The following is a 19,778-nucleotide window of genomic DNA, read 5'->3' as shown; positions in this document are numbered from 1 at the left end:
CCGATATCCGGAGGGGTAGGTTCAGTGCGGTAACCACGGGCCTAGGTCGAGGAACTCTGCGTGAGCATCACTGGCGGTACAACCAGGACGCCCGACGGACGGCGCGCGGTCATCGGTCTGCTCCGCAGACTCAATTCCCCGGAAGGACAGGCCGAGCCCTACGGAATACTCGCGGAGCTCCGGGCGATGGGTGACGTCGTCCGCGCTCCGTGGAACGGGTATTTCGTCACCGGCTTCGACGCCTGCAGCCAGGTGCTCCGGGGCCGCAACTGGCTCGCCCCGGATCTCGCCTGGCAGCAGCGGCAGGACGACTCCAAACAGTGGGACGCCATAGCGACCCGGGAGATGACCACCACGCTCGCCCGGCTCAACGCCCCCGAGCACACCTGCCAGCGCCGCTCCCTGGGCAATCTCTTCGACCGCTCCACCATCGAACGCCTCACCCCCGACGTCGAGCGCGACGCCGACCGGCTGCTGGACGAGCTGGCGGAGAAGCTCCGCTGGGGCGAGGCGGACTTCGTCTCCACCGTCAGCGAGCAGCTGCCGGTCATGACCGTCGGCTCGTGGCTGGGCATCCCGCCCGAGGACTACCCGGACATCCTGGAGATCACCCACAACCAGGTGTTCGCCCAGGAACTGCTCCCCACCAAGTCGCAGCTCGCCGTCTCCGAGGAGGCGACCATGCGGCTGCGGGCCTACTTCACCGGTCTGGTCGCCCGGCGCCGGGCGGAGCCCCGCCACGACGTGCTGACCGGCTGGATCCACACCTGGGACGCGATGGAGCCGGACCGGGAGCGGGCGGACGAGATCCTCTACCGGCTCACGATGTTCGTCACCATCGCCTCGCTGGAGACCACCGCGACGCTGCTGACCTCGATGACCTCCCTGCTGACCGAGCCCGGCCGGTGGGCGTGGCTGCGGAAGTACCCGGAGCACGTCGACGCGGCCGTCGACGAGGTCCTGCGCCACGACCCGCCCATCCACATCAACACGCGGATCGCCGCCGAGGACACCGTCCTGGCCGGGGTCCCGATCAAGAAGGACAGCATGATCCACGTCCTGTACGGCGCGGCCAACCACGATCCGCGGCGCAACCCGGACCCGGGCGCCTTCGACATCCTGCGCGGCGGCAGCCACCTCACGTTCGGCGGCGGGGTGCACTACTGCCTGGGCGCGGCGCTGGCCAAGCTGGAGGCGCGGACGCTGCTGGCGCGGATGCTGGATCGTTTCCCCACCCTGCACACCGTCTCGCGGCCGGTGTACGCCCCCCGGATGGTCTTCAGACGGATCACCTCTTTGGGCGTGGCCCTGTGAAGCTCTCGCTCCCCGAGTTCCTCACCCCGGCCGGCCGCTCCGAGGACCGCCCGCCGACGGTACGCGCCCGGCGCGAGGGGCCCGTCCTGTACGTGGAGCTGCACGCGCCGGACACCGGCAACGCGGTGACCGAGGCGATGCTCGACGAGCTGCTGGACATCGTCGCCGCCCCGGACCCCGAGGTGCGGGTGCTGGTGCTCAGCGGCGCGGGGGACGACTTCTGCCTGGGCGGGGACCGCGCCGAGTTCGCCGAGTGGCTGGAGGAGGACCCCACCGGCCGGGGCATCCGGGTCGCCGGGGAGAAGGCCCGCCGGGTCTGCGAGGCGATCTCCGGCGGCCGGGCGGTGACCATCGCCCGGGTGCAGGGCAAGGCGGTCGGCGCGGGGTTCGCGCTGGCCCTCGCCTGCGATCTGCGGGTCGGCGCGGACACCGCCGCCTTCCGGCTGCCGGAGCTGGCGCTCGGGCTGCCGACCGCCTGGGGCGGGCTGCTGCCCCGGCTGATCCACGAGGTGGGCGCGGCCCGGGTCCGCGAGCTGATCCTCACCGGCCGGGCCTTCGACGCCGCCGAGGCGCACCAGCTGTCGGTGCTCCAGCGGGTGGTGCCCGAGGCCGAGCTGGACGCCGCGGTCGCCGCCTGGGCGAAGCCGGTGGTCCGCCGCCCGGAGGCCGCGCTGCGGGTCACCAAGGCGCTGCTGAACTCCTACGCCGCCGCCACCCGGCTGGCCGACCCCTCGTTCCTCGACGCGGAGCTGATGGCCTCGGTCGCGGCGGCCACCCGGCGCTCTCCGGCGGGCGGCGACGGGGCGGGCGGGGCACACTCGTAAAAACCCGAGTGGGAGGTCTCCGGCGTGGACGTACCGGTGTGGCTCTGGATCGTGTTCGCCGTGACCGTCGTCGTCTCGCTGGCGGTCGACCTCCTGGCGCACCGCAAGGCGCATGTCATCGGCTTCAAGGAGGCCGGGCTGTGGAGCGCGCTGTGGGTGAGCCTCGCGCTGATCTTCGGTGCGGTCGTCTTCCTGACGCTCGGGAGCACCGCCGGAACGGAGTACACGACCGCCTGGCTGCTGGAGAAGAGCCTCTCGGTCGACAACCTCTTCGTCTTCGCGCTGATCTTCGCGTATTTCAAGGTGCCCCGGGAGTACCAGCACCGGGTGCTCTTCTTCGGCGTCATCGGCGCGCTGGTGTTCCGCGCGGTGTTCCTGACCCTCGGCGTCGCGGTGGTCAACCGCTTCACCTTCGTCCTTTTCCTCTTCGCCGCGATCCTTTTCTACAGCAGCTATAAGATCCTCAGCGGCCAGGAGGAGAATTTCGACCCCGGTAAAAGCTTCGCGGTGCGGCTGCTGCGGAAGGTGATGCCGGTCCAGGAGCACTATTCCGGGACGCACTTCGTCGTCCGCGAGGAGGGGCGGCGGGTCGCCACTCCGCTGCTCGCGGTGGTCGCCGCGATCGAGGCGGCCGACCTGATCTTCGCGGTCGACAGCGTGCCCGCGGTGCTCGCGGTCAGCGACGACCTCTTCATCGTCTACACCAGCAACGCCTTCGCGATCCTGGGGCTGCGGGCCCTGTACTTCCTGCTGGCGGGGCTGCTGGACCGGTTCCACTACCTGAGCCACGGGCTGGCGGTCATCCTCGCCTTCATCGCGGTCAAGCTCCTCCTCCAGGCCTCCCACAAGATGATCAGCACCTCGATCCCGGAGATTCCGTCACCGGTGAGCCTCGCGGTGATCATCGTCATTCTGGCCGTTTCGGTGACCCTGAGCATGCGCCGTCCGGCGAAGAGCCCGGGCCCCACGGACGCGTCCGACGCCTCCGACGCCTCCGAAAGCGATACGGACAAGTAGGGTCACGGAAAGCAACGCCCTTTTCACGGCAACGCGAGACGCCATGCATCGGCAACGCAAAGGGAAAGACTTTCCAAAATCTCCCGCCCCGCCTATCGTGAATAAATGGCGAACAAAGAGCGTGACACCCGACAGCGGGCCGCTTTCATGTGCCCGACCTGCAAGCAGCCCGTCCGTTCCGAGATCCACCGCCACAAGTCCCTCGGGATCTTCGTCCCCGTCTGGCGCGCGGGCCCCTGCGAGAACCCCGACTGCGCGGAGTACGCCGCGCAAGAGCGGCCCGCCCGGCACCGGACCGGCTCCTCCTGACCGGAAGCCCCGGCCTGACCGGAAGCCCCGGCCCTCTCGGCCCGCGGCCAGGCGCTCTCAGCCCGCGGCCAGACGCGCGGTGAGACGCGCCTTCGCCGCCGGCCACTCGTCGGCCAGCAGCGAGAAGTAGACGCTGTCCCGCCAGCTCCCGTCCGGCCGCCGCCGGTGCCTCCGGAACACCCCTTCGCGCCGCGCCCCGAGCCGGGCGATGGCCGCCTGCGAGCGCTCGTTGCGGTGGTCGGTCTTCAGCTGGACGCGCCCCATGCCCAGCTCCTCGAAGGCGTGCGTCAGCAGCAGGAGCTTCGTCTCGGTGTTCACCGGCGAGCGCCAGTGAGCCCGGCCGTACCAGGTCCAGCCGATCTCCAGGCGCTCGTCCGCCACCGCCACGTCCAGATACGTGGTCCAGCGCCCGACGCGCGGACCGGCCCCCGGCTGACTAGCGTTGCCGGTGCGGGGCCGGTGCGGGCAGGGGGCCGTACGGGCGGGGCCGACGACAAGGACTCCAGGGAAGGACCGGCACCATGGCTGTACAACCCGAGGGCACTCCATGCTGGGCGGACGCCATGTTCGCCGACGTCGAGGGCGCCAAGAGCTTCTACGGTGACGTACTCGGCTGGACGTTCGGCGATAGTGCGTCGGAGTTCGGCGACTACACGCAGGCGTACGCGGACGGAAAGGCCGCGGCGGCCGTCGTCCCGCCGATGCCGGGCGCGGAGGGCCACTCGGCGTGGTGCCTGTACCTCGCGTCGCCGGACGCGGCGGCCACCGCGGAGAAGGTCCGCGCGAACGGCGGCGAGGTACTGATGGAGCCGATGCGGGTCGACGACTTCGGCACGATGGCCCTGGCCCGCGACCCCGGTGGAGCCGTCTTCGGCATCTGGCAGGCCGGCGGCCACGAGGGGTTCGAGACGGAGATGGGCGCGCCCGGCGGGTACTGCTGGGGCGAGGTCCACACCCGGGACCCGAAGAAGGCGGACGCGTTCTACCCCTCGGTCTTCCCCTACACCGTGCGCAAGTTCGACGACGAGTCGATGGACTTCTCCCTGTTCGACGTCCGGGGGGAGACGGTCCTGGGCCGCATGGCGATGGGCGACGACTTCCCGCCGGAGGTACCCGCGTACCTGAACGTCTACTTCGCCGTGCCCGACTGCGACGCGGCCGTGGCGAAGGCGACCGAGGGGGGCGGGGTGCTGCGGTACGGGCCGACGGACAGCCCGTTCGGCCGGTTCGCGACGCTCAGCGACCCGCAGGGCGCCTGGTTCACCGTGGTCGACGTGACCACCACCGAGGGCGAGATGCCGGCGACGAGCCCGGTGACCTGACCGGGGGCCGTCACACCGTACGGGCCGCGACCGGAGAACCGGAGCGGCCCGTACGCGCGCCCGGCGGGTCTCGGCGCGTACCCGGGCTCGCCCGTACAGGCTCCCCACACCCCACCCGTACGTTCCTCCGTACGTTCCTCCGACACGCCTCGCACCTGCGATGGATCATCGTCCAGAGAATGGTAAATGCAAGCCCATATGGCCTAGCGTGTCGCACATGCAGTCCTACACAATCGGCCAGGCAGCACGACTTCTCGGGGTCAGCCCCGACACCGCACGCCGCTGGGCGGACGCCGGCCGGGTCGCGACCCATCGCGACGAGGCCGGCCGCCGCCTGATCGACGGCCGCGCGCTGGCAGCCTTCTCGATCGAGGTCGGCCAGGGCACGGGCGGCGAGGACGAGGCCGTGTACACCTCGGCCCGCAACGCGTTCCCGGGCATCGTCACCGCGGTGAAGCTCGGCGACATCGCGGCCCAGGTCGAGATCCAGGCCGGTCCGCACCGGCTCGTCTCGCTCCTGACGCGGGAGGCGGTGGAGGAGCTGGGTCTTGAGGTCGGCATGCGGGCGACCGCCCGGGTGAAGTCGACCAGCGTGCACATCGACCGCGTCTGAGACCGGCCGACGACGAGAATCCAAGGAGCCCGACCCTCATGTCCCCGCTGATCGACCACCGCCGTGTGGTCAGCCCCCGCCGCGCGGCCGCCGCCGTCCTGACCACCGCCCTCCTGATCCCGCTCGCCGCCTGCGGCGACGACTCCGGCCCGGCCAAGGGCGAGGGCAGCGGCTCGGCAGCCGCGAAGGGCGCCCCGAAGGCCGACCTGACCGTGCTGGCCGCCTCCTCTCTGACGGACGTCTTCAAGGCGGCGGGAGCCACGTACGAGAAGGAGAACCCGGGCACGAAGGTGACGTTCTCCTTCGCCGGCTCCCAGGAACTGGCCGCCCAGGTCAGGCAGGGCGCCCCCGCCGACGCGCTGGTCACCGCCGACACGAAGACGATGGACGGCCTCTCCGGCGATACCGGGAAGCCGACCGTCATCGCCAGGAACCGCCTGGTCATCGCCGTCGGCGAGGGCAACCCGGAGAAGGTCGAAAGCCTGGAGGACCTCGCCGACCCCAAGCTGAAGGTCGTCCTGGCCGCCCCCGAAGTGCCGGTGGGCCGTTACAGCGCGCAGATCCTCGACGCGCAGAGGATCGAGGTGAAGCCGGTCTCCCAGGAGCCCAACGTGCGCGCGGTCCTGTCCAAGGTCTCGCTCGGCGAGGCCGACGCCGGGCTCGTCTACAGGACCGACGCCGCGACCGCCACCGACAAGGTCGACGCGATCGACATCCCGGACGCGCGGAACGCCATCGCCTCCTACCCGGCCGCCACGCTGAAGACGTCGCGGCACGGCGAGGCCGCCGCCGCGTTCGTCGCCTGGCTCTCCACGCCCGCCGCGCAGAAGATCCTCCGGGGCGCGGGCTTCCAGCAGCCGTAACCGCCCCACGCCCCGGCAGGTCCCGTACCGCCCGGCAGGCCCGTCCGCCCGGCAGGCCCGTCCGACGGGCCGTCCCGTCCGACGGGCCGTCCCGTCCGACGGGCCGTCCCGTCCGGCGGGCCTGCCGGGCACCGCACCGTCTCCGAGCCCCACGAGGTCACCCGATGAAACGTCCCGGCCGCCGCCGCACCGCAGGGGCCCGCGCACCCCTGCTGCTGACGGTGCCCGCCCTGCTGGCCGTGGCGTTCCTGATGCTGCCGCTCGCCGGGATCCTGGTCCGCACCTCCTGGGGCGAGCTCGGCGCCCACCTCACCGCCGAGGCCACCACCGAGGCGCTGCGGCTCTCGCTGCTGGTCTCCCTGTGGGCGCTCGGGCTCTCCCTGCTGCTCGGGGTGCCGCTGGCCTGGCTGCTGGCCCGGGCGCCGTTCCCCGGCAAGGCGTTCGTCCGCTCGCTGGTGCTGCTGCCGATGGTCCTGCCGCCCACGGTCGGCGGCGTCGCCCTCCTGCTGGCGTTCGGGCGGCGCGGGCTGCTCGGCCCCTGGTTGGAGGACACCTTCGGCGTCACGCTCCCCTTCCACACGTCGGGGGCCGTGCTGGCGGCGACGTTCGTCGCGATGCCGTTCCTGGTCATCTCGCTGGAGGGCGCGCTCGGCGGGCTGCGCCCCCGGTACGAGGAGACCGCGGCCTCCCTGGGGGCCTCGCCGGTCCGGGTGTTCCGCACCGTGACGCTGCCGATGGTCGCCCCCGGGCTGATCGCCGGAGCCGCCCTGACCTGGGCGCGGGCGCTCGGCGAGTTCGGCGCGACCATCACCTTCGCCGGGAACCTCCCCGGCACCACGCAGACCCTGCCGCTCCAGGTCTACCTGCTGCTCCAGGACTCGCCGGAGGCCGCCACCTCGGTGTCCCTGCTGCTGCTGGCCATCGCGATGATCGTGCTCATCGCGCTGCGCGGCCGGTGGACCGGGACCCCGGGCGACCGCCCGTCGGCGGCGACCGGCCACCGGGACCCGGCGAGCCGGACGGCGGAGGCACGCCCGGAGGAACCGGCGGCCACGGCCCCGGGCCCGCTCCCCGGGCCCGCCGCCGACCCGCGGCCGAAGACCGAGCCTGAGCCCTGGCCGCTGCACGCCGACGTCACCGGCTTCACGCGCCTCACGCTGGACGCCCCGGGCTCCACCACCATCGCGGTGGTCGGCCCCAACGGCGCGGGCAAGACGACGCTCCTGCGGGCCCTCCTCGGCCTCACGCCCCGCGCGCACGCCACCCTGCGCCTCGGCGACAGCGACGTCACCGCACTCCCCCCGCACCGCCGGGGCGTCGCCTGGGTCCCCCAGGACGGGGCGCTCTTCCCGCACCTGAGCGCCCTGGCCAACACGGCGTACGGGCTCCGCGCCCACGGCGTCCCGCGCGCCGCGGCCCGGCGCGAGGCCCAGGGCTGGCTGGACCGCCTCGGGGTGGGCCACCTCGCCCACCGGAAGCCCGCCCAGCTCTCCGGCGGCCAGGCCCAGCGGGTCGCCCTGGCCCGCGCGCTGGCGGCCCGCCCCCGCCTCCTGCTGCTCGACGAACCGCTCGCCGCCCTCGACCAGACCACCCGGGCCCGGGTCCGGCACACCCTGCGCGGCCATCTCGCGGACTTCGGCGGGGTCTGCCTGATCGTCACCCACGACCCGGTCGAGGCGGTCTCGCTGGCCGACCGGGTCCTGGTGCTGGAGGACGGCCGGGTCCTCCAGGACGAGCCGCCCACCGAGGTCACCCGGCGCCCGCGCTCGCCCTGGGTGGCCCGGATGCTGGGCCGCAACGCCTGGCCCGGCACCGCCACCGCCGACGGCCTGGCCCTGGCGGGCGGCGGACACCTCGTGGTCGCCGAACCCCTCCCGGCGGGCACGGACGCCCTCGCGGTCATCGCGCCGGAAGCCGTCTCCGTACACCGGGAGAGGCCCACCGGCTCCCCCCGCAACGTCTGGCCCGGCACCGTCCGTGAGATCACCTCGGGCGGCAGCCGGCTCCGGCTGCTGATCACCTCGGCCGAGGCCCCGGACCTGGTCGCGGAGATCACCCCGGGGGCCGCCGCCGAGCTCGGCATCGCCGACGGGAGCACCGTCTGGACCAGCGTGAAGGCCACCGAGGCGACGGTCGTCCCGCTGTAGAAGCCCGCTGGAGAAGGAGACCGGCAGGCCCCGCACGGGAACCAGAACCGCGCCGTACACGTACTCCAGTACGACACCACATAGAGACGGGAACCCATGGCACTGTTCGGCAACGCCCACACGATCGACCCCGCCACCGCCCAGCAGGATTACGCACGGCTGCTGGGGCACGGCGAGCAGATCCACGCCGCCTACCTCCTGATCCGCGACAGCATCCTGTTCACGGACCGGCGGCTGATCCTCGTCGACAAGCAGGGCATCACCGGCAAGAAGGTGGAGTACCGCTCCGTCCCGTACCGCAGCATCACGCAGTTCTCCGTGGAGACGGCCGGGACGTTCGACCTCGACGCCGAGCTGAGCATCTGGATCTCGGGCAACCCGGTGCCGCTCCAGAAGACGTTCACCAAGGGCGTCGACATCTACGAGGTCCAGGCGATGCTCGCGCAGTTCGTCTCCCGGTAGCCTCGCCCCCCACGCCCCGCGAGGCTCAGACGTACGGGCGCAGCCGGGCCGAAGCCGAGTGTCCGGGGGCGGCGGCGCGCAGCTTCGCGGCGCGCTCCCGCAGCTCGGGCAGCAGCCCGTAGAGCGCGTCGCCGGGGCAGCGGGTCTCGAAGCTGTCGCGGTGCCCGGAGATGACGTGCAGCCGGGCCACCTGGCCCTCGTCGAAGCGGCTCTCGTCGTTCGTCGAGACCAGGTCGACCATGCCCAGCGGATCCGCCCCGGGCCGCAGTTTCCAGGCGGCCAGCTTCACCAGCGCGTCCATCATCGGCTTCGGGACCTCGGCCCCCGCGCCGAAGTCGCCGATCGCCGCGATGCCGACCGTGTCGGTGTTGAACCCCTTGGTGTGGGCGCCGAGCACCGAGCGGCCGACCCCGCCGGCGCGGCCCTCGTAGATGGTGCCGCAGCGGTCGACGAGGAAGTTGTAGCCGATGTCGTCCCAGCCGTCCTGCCGTACGTGGTCGCCCTGGACGGCCCGGATCAGGCGGGGGGCGTCCGCGCAGTCGTAGTCGTTGGGGTTGCCGGTGTGGTGGACGAACACCGCCCGCGCCGCGCCCGTGTACTGCGGTCCCTCCCGGACCAGTTCCTCGTCCGCGTGCCATTCCCGGCGGCTGACGACGGCCGGCTGCGGCAGTCCGCGCGGCGGGCGGGGCCCGGAGGCCAGCTCCGGCCCCGGCGCGCGGAACGCCGGGCCGTCCCCGAACACCAGGAGGGCCAGGGGCAGGACCAGAGCGCCCAGGACGATTCGGCGGGACCACATGCACTCCACCCTGCGGTCCGGCCTCCGGCTTCGCAGGGGAGCGGGCCGTTCGGGTGACAGGTCACCGGTGGGGGCGCTTCATCCGGAACGAGGCCTCACCGGCCTCACCGGCCTCACTGGCCTCACCGGTCTCACCAGGCCTCACCGGTCTCCGCCGTCCGGCCCGGCACGGCCCTGCCCCCGTCGCCCTTCTCCCGGCGCAGCAGCCGGAACGCCAGCAGCGGGAAGACCAGCACCGACACCATCGCGGCGGCGACCAGGGCGGCGGCCTCGCCCGCCCCGATCACCTTCTCGTCCAGGCCGATCGCGGTGATCGCGACCACCAGCGGCAGACAGGTGGACGCGAACAGCCCGAGCGCGGACCGCGAGGGCCGCCCCGCCAGGTCGCACGGGGCCAGCAGATACGCCGGAACCCCGCGCACCAGCAGGAACAGCAGCAGGAAGACCGGCAGGAGCAGCAGTGGGCGCCCGCCGTCCAGGAGCGCCGCGAGGTCGAAGTCGATGCCCGTGACGATGTAGAAGAACGGCACGAGGAAGCCAAAACCGATCGCCTCGATCCGCTCCAGGATCTCCCCGCTGCGCCCGGGCACCGACCCCTGGAGGACGAGCCGGGTCAGCATCCCGGCGGCGAACGCGCCGAGCAGGGTGTCCAGGCCGAAGACGTGGGCGAGACCCAGCATCCCGGCGAGCAGCAGCATCACGAAGCGGACCGCGAACTGGCCGCTGGAGTGCAGGGTCACGGCGATGAGCCGGGCGAACCAGGGCGGCCGGGGCCGCATCGCCCAGAACACCGCCCCCGCCGTGACGACCGCGAACACGGCCAGCACCGCACCCGCCGCACCCGGGCTCCGGCCGCTGAACAGCAGGGCCATCGCGATGATCGGACCGAACTCCCCGACCGACCCGAACGCCATCACCACCGACCCGAACCGTCCCTCCAGCCGCCCCGAGTCCCGCAGGATCGGCAGCACCGCGCCCAGCGCCGTGCTGGTCAGCGCGGTGCCGATGACCAGGCTCTTCGCCAGGTCCGCCCCGCTGATCAGCAGCGCGACGCCGAGCCCGGCGGCGAACGAGAGCACCCACGCCCCGCCGGCCCGGCGCAGGGTGGAGCCGCGGACCTCGGCGAACCGGATCTCGTAACCCGCGAGGAAGATCAGCATCGAGAGCCCGAGGTCGGCCAGGGTGTCGATGACCTGGTCGTGGTGGGCCCAGCCGAGCACGTCCGGCCCGGCCAGAACACCGAGCACGATCTCGAAGATGACGACGGGGACCGGCAGCCACCGCCCGGTCGCGTAACCGAGCAGCGGGGCGAGAACCGCCAGGGCCATGATCAGGACGAGGGTCCCGGGGTGCTCCATCGCTCGTGTATAGCAAGGAACACCCCGGAATCAGCCGCTATGACACCCTTCGCCCCCCGCCCTGCTCCCCCGCACCCCGGGTCGGGCACCTCTTCAGGACACCGGTTCGGTGCGGGCAGTGGACGTCCCGGGCCCCGCCGGTCGACGCGGTGCGGGTATTCCTGCGCGCACCCCGGCCCCGGCGTAGCGGCCGTACGAGTTGGCCCAGACCGACAGCCTGCCGTACCTGGCCACCGCGGGCGGCGCGCGGCCGCCCGAGCGGGGCGACCAGAAGTGACGCACACCACAGGGGCCGGAGGGAACGCCTCCGCGTTCTAGGGTGTCAGGATGTCTTCCCCCCTCACCTCCGAGCAGCCGCGCCCCACCGCCGCTGCCGGCGCCCCGGCGACCGGAACGCCGCCGCCCGACGGCGGCCGCGACCACTTCTTCGACAACGCGAAGTACCTGGCGATCGTCCTGGTGGCGGTCGGGCACGCGTGGGAGCCCCTGCCCCCCGGCCGCCTCGTGGAAGCGGCGTACACCTTCGTCTACACGTTCCACATGCCGGTGTTCATCCTGATAGCGGGCTATTTCTCACGGAACTTCGACCTGCGGCCGAACCGGGTGTGGAAACTGGTCACCGGCCTGCTGGTGCCCTACGTCCTGCTCGAAATCCTCTACACGCTCTTCCACCGGGCCACCCGAGACCCGGAGTTCGCCCTCTCGCTGCTGGAGCCCTACTGGCTGCTGTGGTTCCTGCCCGCCCTGTTCCTCTGGCGGCTGTCCACCCCGCTCTGGCAGACCGTGCGCTTCCCCGTGCTGGTCTCCCTCGCCATCGCCGCCCTGGCGACGGTGTCACCGGCCGCCGACGGGAGCCTCCAGATCCAGCGCATCCTGCAGTTCCTGCCGTTCTACGTACTCGGCCTGCGGCTGCGCCCGGAGCACTTCACGGCTCTCCGCGCCACCTGGGTGCGGGTCGCCTCGGTGCCGGTGTTCGTGGCCGGGATGCTGCTGGCGTACTGGCTGGTGCCCCGGACGTCGACCTCGTGGTTCTTCCGGAAGAACAGCACCGAGGAGCTCAGCGTCTCCGAGTGGACGGGCCCGACCGCCACGCTCCTGCTGTTCGCGGCCGCGATCGTGCTGGGCGCGTGCTTCCTCGCCTGGGTGCCCAAGGGCCGCGGCTGGATGACCACGCTCGGCACCTGCACGCTGTACGGGTACCTGCTCCACGGCTTCGTCGTCCGGGGTCTGCGGTACGGCGGCTTCTACGACGACCCGTTCTTCGACACCACGATGGGCACGGTCGCCGTCACCGTGGGCGCGGTCGTCATCATGACCCTGCTCTGCACGCCCCCGGTCCGGTGGCTGCTGCGTCCGCTGCTGGAGCCGCGCATGGAGTGGGCCCGGCAGAAACCACCGGCCGCCCGCGCGTCCTGAGACGCCGAACGGCCGGGAGCGGGGGGAGATCCCGGGGGAAGCCCCGGGGGAAGCCCCAGGGGAAGTCCCAGGGGAAGTCCCAGGGGAGGTCCCAGGGGAGGTTCAGTCCACGATGATGTTGTCGCCGAGGACCGCGACGTGCTCCAGCACGTCCTCCAGCGGATCGTCGATCTGGCCCGTCGAGATCAGGGCCACCTGCGGGCCGTTGTGAGCGTTGGTGTGTGTCTCGTCGGCGTACGCGGCGGAGACGGGCAGCAGCATGCACGCCACCACGGTCACACCCAACACCGTCAGCTTCCTCATCATGGCGGCGATCATCGCACGCCCCGCGACACCCGAAGTCGGCGTCGCGGGGCGGGGAAACAGGTCTCAGACCCCGTCGGCCCGGGGTGCGGACACCGCTTCGGGAGTCTCGCTCCGCGCCTCGGCCGGAGTCCCCAGGAGCGCGGAGGCCGTCTCCAGCGGGGTACGGGCGGGGGCCGGAGCCGGCACGGCCGACTCGGCGGTGCGGCAGGTGAAGCCGAGCTTGGACAGCGCCCGGACCACCTCGGCGGAGCTGAAGTCCCGGCGGTCCTGGCGGGTGATGACCTCACCCACCTGCTTGACGGGGTAGACCCGGCGGCTGATGACCACCGCGTCGCCGGTGACGGGTTCGGGCTTGATGCCCTTCATCGAGTCCTCCACCTCGTTCTTGAACAGATCGAAGGGGAAGCGGGCGATGACACAGCGCATGGTTCCTCAACAGGGGTCGAGTGCACGGGGGACGTGTCGAGTGCACGAAGGGGACGTAAGGGAGCCCGGGCGGGGGGCCCGGTGCACGCGCCGACGGGGGGATCGCCGGGCGTACGGGGCGGCCGGCGGCGGACCGCCGGCCGCACGGATCACGCGGCGCGGTTGTTCCGGCGCTGCGTGGCGGCCGCACGGGCCTCGGGCGTCGGCACGCCGGGACGACGGCCCCGGGACGGTGCCCCGCTGCCGCCGCGCTTGGTGCCGCGGCCCATGAACGCGCCGCCGCGGCTGCTGCCGCGCTCCTTGGCCGGGGCGGAGATGACGACCGGGACGCCCGAGGGCGTCTGCGCGCCGGTGATCCGGCTCAGCTCGGCCTCGCCGGAGCGGACCTGGGCGATCTGCGGGGTGATCCCGGCGTCCGCCATCAGCCGGGTCATCTCGCGGCGCTGGTTCGGCAGCACCAGCGTGACGACACTGCCGGACTCCCCGGCACGGGCGGTACGGCCGCCGCGGTGCAGGTAGTCCTTGTGGTCGCTCGGCGGGTCCACGTTGACGACCAGGTCGAGGTTGTCGACGTGGATGCCGCGCGCCGCGACGTTGGTGGCGACCAGCACCGTGACGTGCCCGGTCTTGAAGCGCTCCAGGGTGCGGGTGCGCTGCGGCTGGGACTTGCCCCCGTGCAGTGCGGCCGCCCGGACCCCGCTGTGCAGCAGGTGGTCGGTGAGCTTGTCCACCGCGTGCTTGGTGTCCAGGAACATGATCACGCGGCCGTCGCGGGCCGCGATCTCGGTCGTGGTGGCGTACTTGTCCGTGCCCTGGACGTAGAGGACGTGGTGCTCCATCGTCGTGACGGCGCCGGCGGACGGGTCGACGGAGTGCACGACCGGGTCCTTCAGGTACGTCCGCACCAGCAGGTCGACGTTGCGGTCCAGGGTGGCCGAGAAGAGCATCCGCTGCCCGTCCGGGGTCACCTGGTCGAGCAACTCGGTGACCTGCGGCATGAAGCCCATGTCGGCCATCTGGTCGGCCTCGTCGAGGACGGTGATGGTCACCCGGTCCAGCCGGCAGTCGCCGCGCTCGATCAGGTCCTTGAGGCGGCCCGGCGTCGCGACGACGACCTCGGAGCCACCGCGCAGCGCGCTGGCCTGGCGGCCGATGGACATGCCGCCGACCACGGTGGCGATGCGCAGCTTCAGCGACCGCGCGTACGGGGTGAGCGCGTCGGTGACCTGCTGGGCCAGCTCCCGGGTGGGGACGAGGACCAGGGCGAGCGGGCGCTTGGCGTCGGCGCGGCGGCCGGCGGTGCGGGCCAGCAGCGCGAGGCCGAAGGCGAGCGTCTTGCCCGAGCCGGTGCGGCCGCGGCCCAGGACGTCCCGGCCGGCCAGCGAGTTCGGCAGGGTGGCCGCCTGGATCGGGAAGGGCACGGTCATGCCCTCGGCGACCAGCGCCGCCTTCAGCGGTGCGGGCATCTCCAGCTCGCCGAAGGTCTCGGCGGCGGGGAGGGCCGGAGTGACGGTCACCGGCAGGGCGAACTCGCCCTTGACGCCGGAGGCGGAGCGGCGGCCGTAGCCACCGGACCGGCCGGAGCCGCCGGAACCGCCGGAGCGCTTGGGTCCGCCGCCGAAGCCCGCGGCGCGGCGCTCGCCGCCGCCGCCACCGGAGTAGCGGGGGGCACCGCCGCCGGAGCGGGTGCGGGAGAATCGGTCGTTCGAGCGGGGCGTGCGTTCGCGGTTCATCTAGAACCTTTCCTCGATGGGGCACGTATCGAGGGATTCTTTTTCGGGAAGCGACCGTGAACGGCACCCAGAATCGCAAGAACGAGCCGATGAAATGACAAAAGAAAACGAAGCCCGGCCGCCGGGAAACAGTGCACCGGACGCGGCTTCGTCGGGGGGCGCGCAGAGCGGGCCCCGGAAACGACAACGAGCCGGGGCCCGCACCCCAAGGTGCGGGCCCCAGCTGCGCAGTACTACCTGAGTGATCAGGCGGGGGTGATGTTCTCGGCCTGCGGGCCCTTCTGGCCCTGCGTGACGTCGAAGTTCACCTTCTGGCCCTCCTGCAGCTCACGGAAGCCGGAGGCGGCGATGTTGCTGTAGTGAGCGAAGACGTCGGCGCCGCCGCCGTCCTGCTCGATGAAGCCGAAGCCCTTTTCCGCGTTGAACCACTTCACGGTGCCAGTAGCCATGTCATATCTCCTTAGGGGCAGAGCCCGCGGGCCCACACTGTGCGGACCCCACGTCGCCGCGATGATTACCCCGTCCGGAAGTACACCGGAAATACAAAAGTGCGCCCGCCGACATCCGACCGGCAAGAACACTTGAAGTTTTTGGGAACCACAACTGCAACTGAGATCAACACTAGCACGATGGGACCGGGAGAGGCGGGTGCCTAATATCACCGGCCGTGTCGGAACAGACCGGGAAGAGAAAAGCCTCATCGCGCATTGCGCGAAATTCTGTGCTGACGCATGCAGATATCTCCCCGGGGCCGCGCGAGAACCCGAGCGGCCCGCGGCGCGGAGCCCGTCAGCTCCCGTCAGTTCCCGCCAGCTCCCGTCAGCGCTCAGCCGGGCCGCCGGTGTGGGCGGACCGGCCGCGCAACTGCTCGTTGAGGCGCAGCGCCTCCTCCAGCTGGTCCTCCAGGATGACGATGCGGCAGGCGGCCTCGATGGGCGTGCCGGCGTCGACCAGGTCGCGGGCGCGGGCGGCGATGCGCAACTGGTAGCGGGAGTAACGGCGGTGGCCGCCCTCGGACCGCAGCGGAGTGATCAGCCGGGCTTCGCCGATCGCCCGGAGGAACCCCGGCGTCGCACCGATCATCTCCGCGGCTCGCCCCATCGTGTAGGCGGGGTAATCGTCGTCGTCGAGCCGGTCGGTGGCGTGCGAGGGGGTCTCCGGGGGCATCTGCACCTCTTCCGTCACGCGCGACCGGAGGAGCCGGGCGCCGTACGCCTGCGGGGTGCGCCTCTGCTGCGTACAGCTGTTTCACGTGACTGCACAAGAAACCCTAATCGCCGGGCAAGGTCATGTCTATCGCGGCCGGAACAGATTTGGACCACCGGGAAGGACGCGGCCGACCTACGCCCATGGATCACTGACCGACCGGTCAGTTGTCGCGGGGAGGACCGTGGGGCCATAATGCACGCGTAGCCCTTCACGCATCCCCCGTCGTGAAGGGCTACACCCCTGTCCGGAGCCCGTTCCGGGCACCGCGGGGCACAGGATCATTCACGGGCAAGGGACTCCCCTCGTGGTCCCCTGCCCGTGTTTTTTCGAGTTAACAGTGACGTAGAGTGTTTGCGCAAGCTCAGTTCCGACTCCGAGGTGATCGTGGAGGCCCGGATGGCCATGGACGACGGCGGCGAACGCGGTCCGGAACCCGTCGAACCCCCCGGTCCGGACGAGCTTCCCCGCCTCGGCTCGCTGCGGGAAAAAGTCGAGTACATGGTCGAGAAGACCTTCCCCGGCCAGAAGATCTCGGGCCGGGTCTTCGCCGAGCTGGTCCGCGACCGCGGCGGCTCGCTGTCGCACAGCTACTTCTCCAACATCCTGGCCGGCAAGGTCACCCAGCCCTCCGAGGACATCCTCAAGGCCCTCGGCCTGGGGTTCGGCGTGGACTGGCGCTTCTTCAAGGAGGAGTCCGAGGTCGTCGACGACGTCGTCGCCGGACTCCAGTTCCTGGCCAAGCGGCGCACCGGGGAGATCAGCGGCCTGGCGGGCCGGGGCCTGGACGACGACGGGCTCCCGCCGGAACTGCTGCGGTTCGCCCTGTCCCTGCTGGAGGACGCGGCCCGGGAGAGGGACGGGCCGGAAGGGGAAAGCGGCGGCAACGATTCCGCCTCGAACCACCGCCCGGCGGGTCCGGCAGCGTAGCGTCTTGGTCATGTCCCTGCGGAAACTGCGGAAAGAGTGCGAGGCCGGGCTGGCCGACCTGCCCATCCCGGTTCCCTTCACGCTGGAGAAGCTCGTCGCCAACATGGAGGAGGCGAGCGGGCGCACGATCCGGCTGCACGAGATGCCGGACCGCCTCGCCCGCGTCAACGCCGCCTGCGGACTGCGCCTGAAGGCGGGCGGCACCAGCCTCGTCCTCTACCGCCGCCGGCCGACCGCCTACCAGACCCAGCACGTGATCCTGCACGAGCTGTGCCACGAGTGGTTCGACCACGGGACGACGCTCGACGCGGAACAGCTCCGCACACTCCTCCCGGTCTTCGACACCTCGCTGATCGCCCGGATGATCTCCCCGGCCGCCGCCGCGTCCTTCGCCTCCGGCGGCGGCACCGTCCAGGCCCGTGCGCAGTACGCGACACACGACGAACGCATGGCCGAATTCGGTGCCTCCCTGATCCCCCGGATGGCGCGGGACCTCACCACCGATGACATGGTGGGGCGGCTGGACAACTCCCTGTCCCGCCCGGTGGCCCACCGACGGCGCGGTCTCTTCCCCGGAAGACGGTCCGGCGACGCCTGACACGTGCCACCGGACCACCCGCGGGCCCCCCGCCCCGCGCTCCCGACCCCGAGGACGAACACCGCCGTGACCCCCCTCGATCTCGCCGGCTACCTGATAGCCGGCCTGATGACGGCCGTTGCCCTGTGGCGTATGCCCGCTGCCCTGTGGGGCGACGAGGAGGATCGCAGACGCCGGGCCCTGTGGGGCTGCTACGCCGGATTCGCCGTCGCCCTGTGGACGAAGACCGAGGCGGTGCGCATCGGCCTCAACAACAGCGCCGTCACCGACCTCGCCGTCCTCATCAAGCACTACACCGCCACCGTGGCAATTCTGGCCATCCTCAGCTACATCGTGGCCATCTACGGCAGCTACCCCGAAGAGGGCGCGGTCCCCCGCCACGTACGGTTCGCGCGGCTCGTCCAGAAGCTGGCGGCCAAGGCCTCCGTCGCCACGCTGATCCTGCTGACCGTCCTCTTCTTCACCGTCGTCGACCGCTCCGAGCCCTCGGACCGCTTCGTCTCCGACCACGCCGGGGAGTGGGGCGCCACGCTCTACATGAGCGTCTTCTACCTCTACCTCGGGGCCGCGTCCGCCGTGTGCGCCTTCCAGTGGGCGCTCGCCACCCTCGACACCCGGCGCCGCCATCTGCGCATCGGGCTCGGGATGATGACGTTCGCGATGTTCATCGGCGTCGGCTACACCGTCAGCCGCACCCTCTTCCTGTGGATCAGCGTGGTGGACGAGCCGAGCGAGGCGTTCGCCCTGCGGTTCGACCAGGTCACCGAGGCCGCGCAGCTGGTGCTGTTCGCCTTCTTCGCCCTCGGCGCGTCCGTCCCCGCCTTCGCGGCCGGCGCCCGCCGGGCCCGGCTCTGGCGGGCCCAGGTCCGGCTGCACGCCCTCTGGTACGAGCTGATGGCCGCGTTCCCGGACCAGCCGTTCGACCCGCCCGCCCCGCTGGCCCGCGAGCTGACCCGGTTCAACGTCCCGGCCGATCTGCGGGTGGACCGCTGGGCCGCCGACATCGCGGACGCCTCCGAGAAACTGCGCCACTACGTACCCGACGGGCTGCTCGCCGCCGCCGAAGGGGCAGCCGCCCGTGACACGGACGACCCGCGCCGGGCCGAGTCCCTCACGGACGCCTACTGGATCCGGGCCGCCCTGCTCGCGAAGGACTCCGGGGCGCCCGCCGGCGCAGCCGCGACGGTCGCCGCCCAGCAGGCGGCGGACCAGGACGGCGAGGTGGCCCGGCTGGTCCGGGTCGCCGCCGCCTACCGGACGGTCGACGAGGAGCGCGCCCGCGCCGTCCTCGCGGCCGCGACGGCCGACACCGCCCGCACGACGGAGACGAGCGCATGACCGGCACCACGACCGGCGAGGGGATCCCCACCCCCTCCGCCCGCACGGCCTCCGTGGCGCGCACCGTCACCGACGCCCTCCAGCCCCGCAACGTCCTGCTGGCCGGGATGCTCTCCATCGGCCTGGCGGCGGCAGGCGACTGGACAGGACTGGTCTGGGGGTTCCTCGGGGCGCTCTGCGCCGGACTGATACCGGCGGGGTACATCGAGTGGGAGCGCGGGCGCGGCACCTGGGGCGACCGCCATGTGGTGGACCGCACCAAGCGGGCGCCGATCTTCTTCGTGATCCTGGGTTCGATCGGCGCCGGCTCGGTGGTGATGGTGCTGGGGAACGCGCCCACCGGCATCCTCGTCGCGATGCTCGCGCTGTGGGTGATGACGATCGGCCTGCTGGCCGTCAACACGGTGTGGAAGATCTCGGTCGACTCGGCGGTGGCCTCGGCGGCCGTCTCCCTCCTCGCCGTCGTGCACTCCCCCTGGTGGATCGCCGCGTACGCGGTGACGACGGCGGTCTGCTGGTCCCGGGTCGCCCTCGGCTATCACACCGTCGCCCAGACCGTGGCGGGCGCGGGCCTGGGCGCGGCGACGACCGTGGCGTACGTGTTCGTCTGAGTCCGATCCGTCCGAGCCGAGTCCGACGGCGCCCGGACCGGCGTCGGCGGACCGGGCGCCAGGCACTGCCCCGCGCCCGGACCGGCGTCACCCGGTCAGCGCGCGGCGCACTGCCCGGTGCGCGGTCCGCGCACCTCGCCCGCGCGGGCCGTCCCGTTTGCGGGGGCGGCGGACACCCGGTTACGTGTA

The 19,778-nt window shown here is 72.1% G+C and carries 21 protein-coding genes and 1 pseudogene; 14 read left to right on the top strand and 8 right to left on the bottom strand.

Features of this window, described 5'->3' with window-relative positions; translation table 11 throughout:
• Window positions 1-186 precede the first annotated feature (186 nt).
• The 4 genes from D581_RS0130090 (at window position 187) to D581_RS01000000137900 (ending at window position 3,464) form a co-directional block, all read left to right on the top strand.
• Window positions 187-1,314, top strand: a complete 1,128-nt coding sequence (locus tag D581_RS0130090; RefSeq protein ID WP_018960844.1) for a cytochrome P450 — start codon at window positions 187-189, stop codon at window positions 1,312-1,314.
• Complete coding sequence (locus tag D581_RS0130085; RefSeq protein ID WP_018960843.1) at window positions 1,311-2,138, top strand: enoyl-CoA hydratase/isomerase family protein; 828 nt, start codon at window positions 1,311-1,313, stop codon at window positions 2,136-2,138. The genes D581_RS0130090 and D581_RS0130085 overlap by 4 nt, the downstream gene beginning before the upstream one ends.
• Window positions 2,139-2,162: 24 nt before the next feature.
• Entirely contained in the window at window positions 2,163-3,155 is a 993-nt protein-coding gene (locus D581_RS0130080; RefSeq protein ID WP_018960842.1) for a TerC family protein, read from the top strand.
• Between the two features lie 105 nt (window positions 3,156-3,260).
• Window positions 3,261-3,464, top strand: a complete 204-nt coding sequence (locus D581_RS01000000137900) for a hypothetical protein (protein WP_032753274.1) — start codon at window positions 3,261-3,263, stop codon at window positions 3,462-3,464.
• A gap of 57 nt (window positions 3,465-3,521) precedes the next feature.
• On the opposite strand, the pseudogene D581_RS01000000137895 reads toward D581_RS01000000137900, so the two are convergent.
• A pseudogene (locus tag D581_RS01000000137895) lies at window positions 3,522-3,869 on the bottom strand (GNAT family N-acetyltransferase); the annotation flags it as partial.
• A gap of 116 nt (window positions 3,870-3,985) precedes the next feature.
• Between D581_RS01000000137895 and D581_RS0130065 the strand changes: the two are divergent.
• From D581_RS0130065 to D581_RS0130045, 5 genes are all read left to right on the top strand, one after another.
• On the top strand, window positions 3,986-4,786 hold the full coding sequence (locus D581_RS0130065; protein ID WP_026291040.1) for a VOC family protein: 801 nt from the start codon (window positions 3,986-3,988) through the stop codon (window positions 4,784-4,786).
• Between the two features lie 217 nt (window positions 4,787-5,003).
• On the top strand, window positions 5,004-5,399 hold the full coding sequence (locus tag D581_RS0130060; protein ID WP_018960838.1) for a TOBE domain-containing protein: 396 nt from the start codon (window positions 5,004-5,006) through the stop codon (window positions 5,397-5,399).
• Between the two features lie 38 nt (window positions 5,400-5,437).
• Window positions 5,438-6,262, top strand: coding sequence for a molybdate ABC transporter substrate-binding protein (gene modA, locus D581_RS0130055; RefSeq protein ID WP_018960837.1), 825 nt, complete (start codon window positions 5,438-5,440; stop codon window positions 6,260-6,262).
• Between the two features lie 164 nt (window positions 6,263-6,426).
• Complete coding sequence (locus tag D581_RS0130050; protein ID WP_018960836.1) at window positions 6,427-8,409, top strand: ABC transporter permease; 1,983 nt, start codon at window positions 6,427-6,429, stop codon at window positions 8,407-8,409.
• A 96-nt stretch (window positions 8,410-8,505) separates the two neighbouring features.
• Window positions 8,506-8,871: a PH domain-containing protein gene (locus D581_RS0130045; RefSeq protein ID WP_018960835.1), complete on the top strand. Its 366-nt coding sequence runs from the start codon at window positions 8,506-8,508 to the stop codon at window positions 8,869-8,871.
• Window positions 8,872-8,896: 25 nt separating this feature from the next.
• On the opposite strand, the gene D581_RS0130040 is transcribed toward D581_RS0130045, so the two are convergent.
• Together D581_RS0130040 and D581_RS0130035 are read right to left on the bottom strand one after the other, a co-directional pair.
• On the bottom strand, window positions 8,897-9,667 hold the full coding sequence (locus D581_RS0130040) for a peptidoglycan recognition protein family protein (RefSeq protein ID WP_018960834.1): 771 nt from the start codon (window positions 9,665-9,667) through the stop codon (window positions 8,897-8,899).
• Window positions 9,668-9,798: 131 nt separating this feature from the next.
• The gene (locus tag D581_RS0130035) at window positions 9,799-11,025 is read right to left on the bottom strand and encodes a cation:proton antiporter (protein ID WP_018960833.1); all 1,227 of its coding nucleotides are present in this window, start codon (window positions 11,023-11,025) and stop codon (window positions 9,799-9,801) included.
• A gap of 327 nt (window positions 11,026-11,352) precedes the next feature.
• On the opposite strand from D581_RS0130035, the gene D581_RS0130030 reads away from it, so the two are divergent.
• On the top strand, window positions 11,353-12,441 hold the full coding sequence (locus tag D581_RS0130030) for an acyltransferase family protein (RefSeq protein ID WP_018960832.1): 1,089 nt from the start codon (window positions 11,353-11,355) through the stop codon (window positions 12,439-12,441).
• A gap of 102 nt (window positions 12,442-12,543) precedes the next feature.
• On the opposite strand, the gene D581_RS0130025 is transcribed toward D581_RS0130030, so the two are convergent.
• From D581_RS0130025 to D581_RS0130005, 5 genes are all read right to left on the bottom strand, one after another.
• Window positions 12,544-12,759 carry a hypothetical protein gene (locus tag D581_RS0130025; protein ID WP_018960831.1) on the bottom strand — a complete coding sequence of 72 codons (216 nt, stop codon included), beginning with the start codon at window positions 12,757-12,759 and terminating at the stop codon, window positions 12,544-12,546.
• A gap of 51 nt (window positions 12,760-12,810) precedes the next feature.
• Window positions 12,811-13,173, bottom strand: a complete 363-nt coding sequence (locus tag D581_RS0130020) for an SCO5918 family protein (RefSeq protein WP_018960830.1) — start codon at window positions 13,171-13,173, stop codon at window positions 12,811-12,813.
• Window positions 13,174-13,322: 149 nt separating this feature from the next.
• Window positions 13,323-14,906 (bottom strand): DEAD/DEAH box helicase, encoded by a 1,584-nt coding sequence (locus tag D581_RS0130015; protein ID WP_018960829.1) that lies wholly within the window; start codon window positions 14,904-14,906, stop codon window positions 13,323-13,325.
• Between the two features lie 245 nt (window positions 14,907-15,151).
• Window positions 15,152-15,355 carry a cold-shock protein gene (locus D581_RS0130010; RefSeq protein WP_015609674.1) on the bottom strand — a complete coding sequence of 68 codons (204 nt, stop codon included), beginning with the start codon at window positions 15,353-15,355 and terminating at the stop codon, window positions 15,152-15,154.
• A 370-nt stretch (window positions 15,356-15,725) separates the two neighbouring features.
• Window positions 15,726-16,073 (bottom strand): MerR family transcriptional regulator, encoded by a 348-nt coding sequence (locus tag D581_RS0130005; protein ID WP_018960828.1) that lies wholly within the window; start codon window positions 16,071-16,073, stop codon window positions 15,726-15,728.
• Between the two features lie 393 nt (window positions 16,074-16,466).
• Here D581_RS0130005 and D581_RS0130000 point away from each other — a divergent pair, with 393 nt between their 5' ends.
• From D581_RS0130000 to D581_RS0129985, 4 genes are all read left to right on the top strand, one after another.
• Window positions 16,467-17,042 carry a hypothetical protein gene (locus tag D581_RS0130000; protein ID WP_018960827.1) on the top strand — a complete coding sequence of 192 codons (576 nt, stop codon included), beginning with the start codon at window positions 16,467-16,469 and terminating at the stop codon, window positions 17,040-17,042.
• 10 nt (window positions 17,043-17,052) lie between these two features.
• Window positions 17,053-17,640 (top strand): hypothetical protein, encoded by a 588-nt coding sequence (locus tag D581_RS0129995; protein ID WP_018960826.1) that lies wholly within the window; start codon window positions 17,053-17,055, stop codon window positions 17,638-17,640.
• Window positions 17,641-17,706: 66 nt separating this feature from the next.
• Window positions 17,707-18,978, top strand: a complete 1,272-nt coding sequence (locus tag D581_RS0129990) for an MAB_1171c family putative transporter (RefSeq protein WP_018960825.1) — start codon at window positions 17,707-17,709, stop codon at window positions 18,976-18,978.
• Window positions 18,975-19,589, top strand: a complete 615-nt coding sequence (locus tag D581_RS0129985) for a hypothetical protein (RefSeq protein ID WP_018960824.1) — start codon at window positions 18,975-18,977, stop codon at window positions 19,587-19,589. The genes D581_RS0129990 and D581_RS0129985 overlap by 4 nt, the downstream gene beginning before the upstream one ends.
• Window positions 19,590-19,778 lie beyond the last annotated feature (189 nt).

The organism is Streptomyces sp. CNB091 (assembly GCF_000377965.1).
The sequence above is the reverse complement of the archived record's forward strand: the minus strand, read 5'-3'. Positions and strand labels throughout refer to the sequence as shown.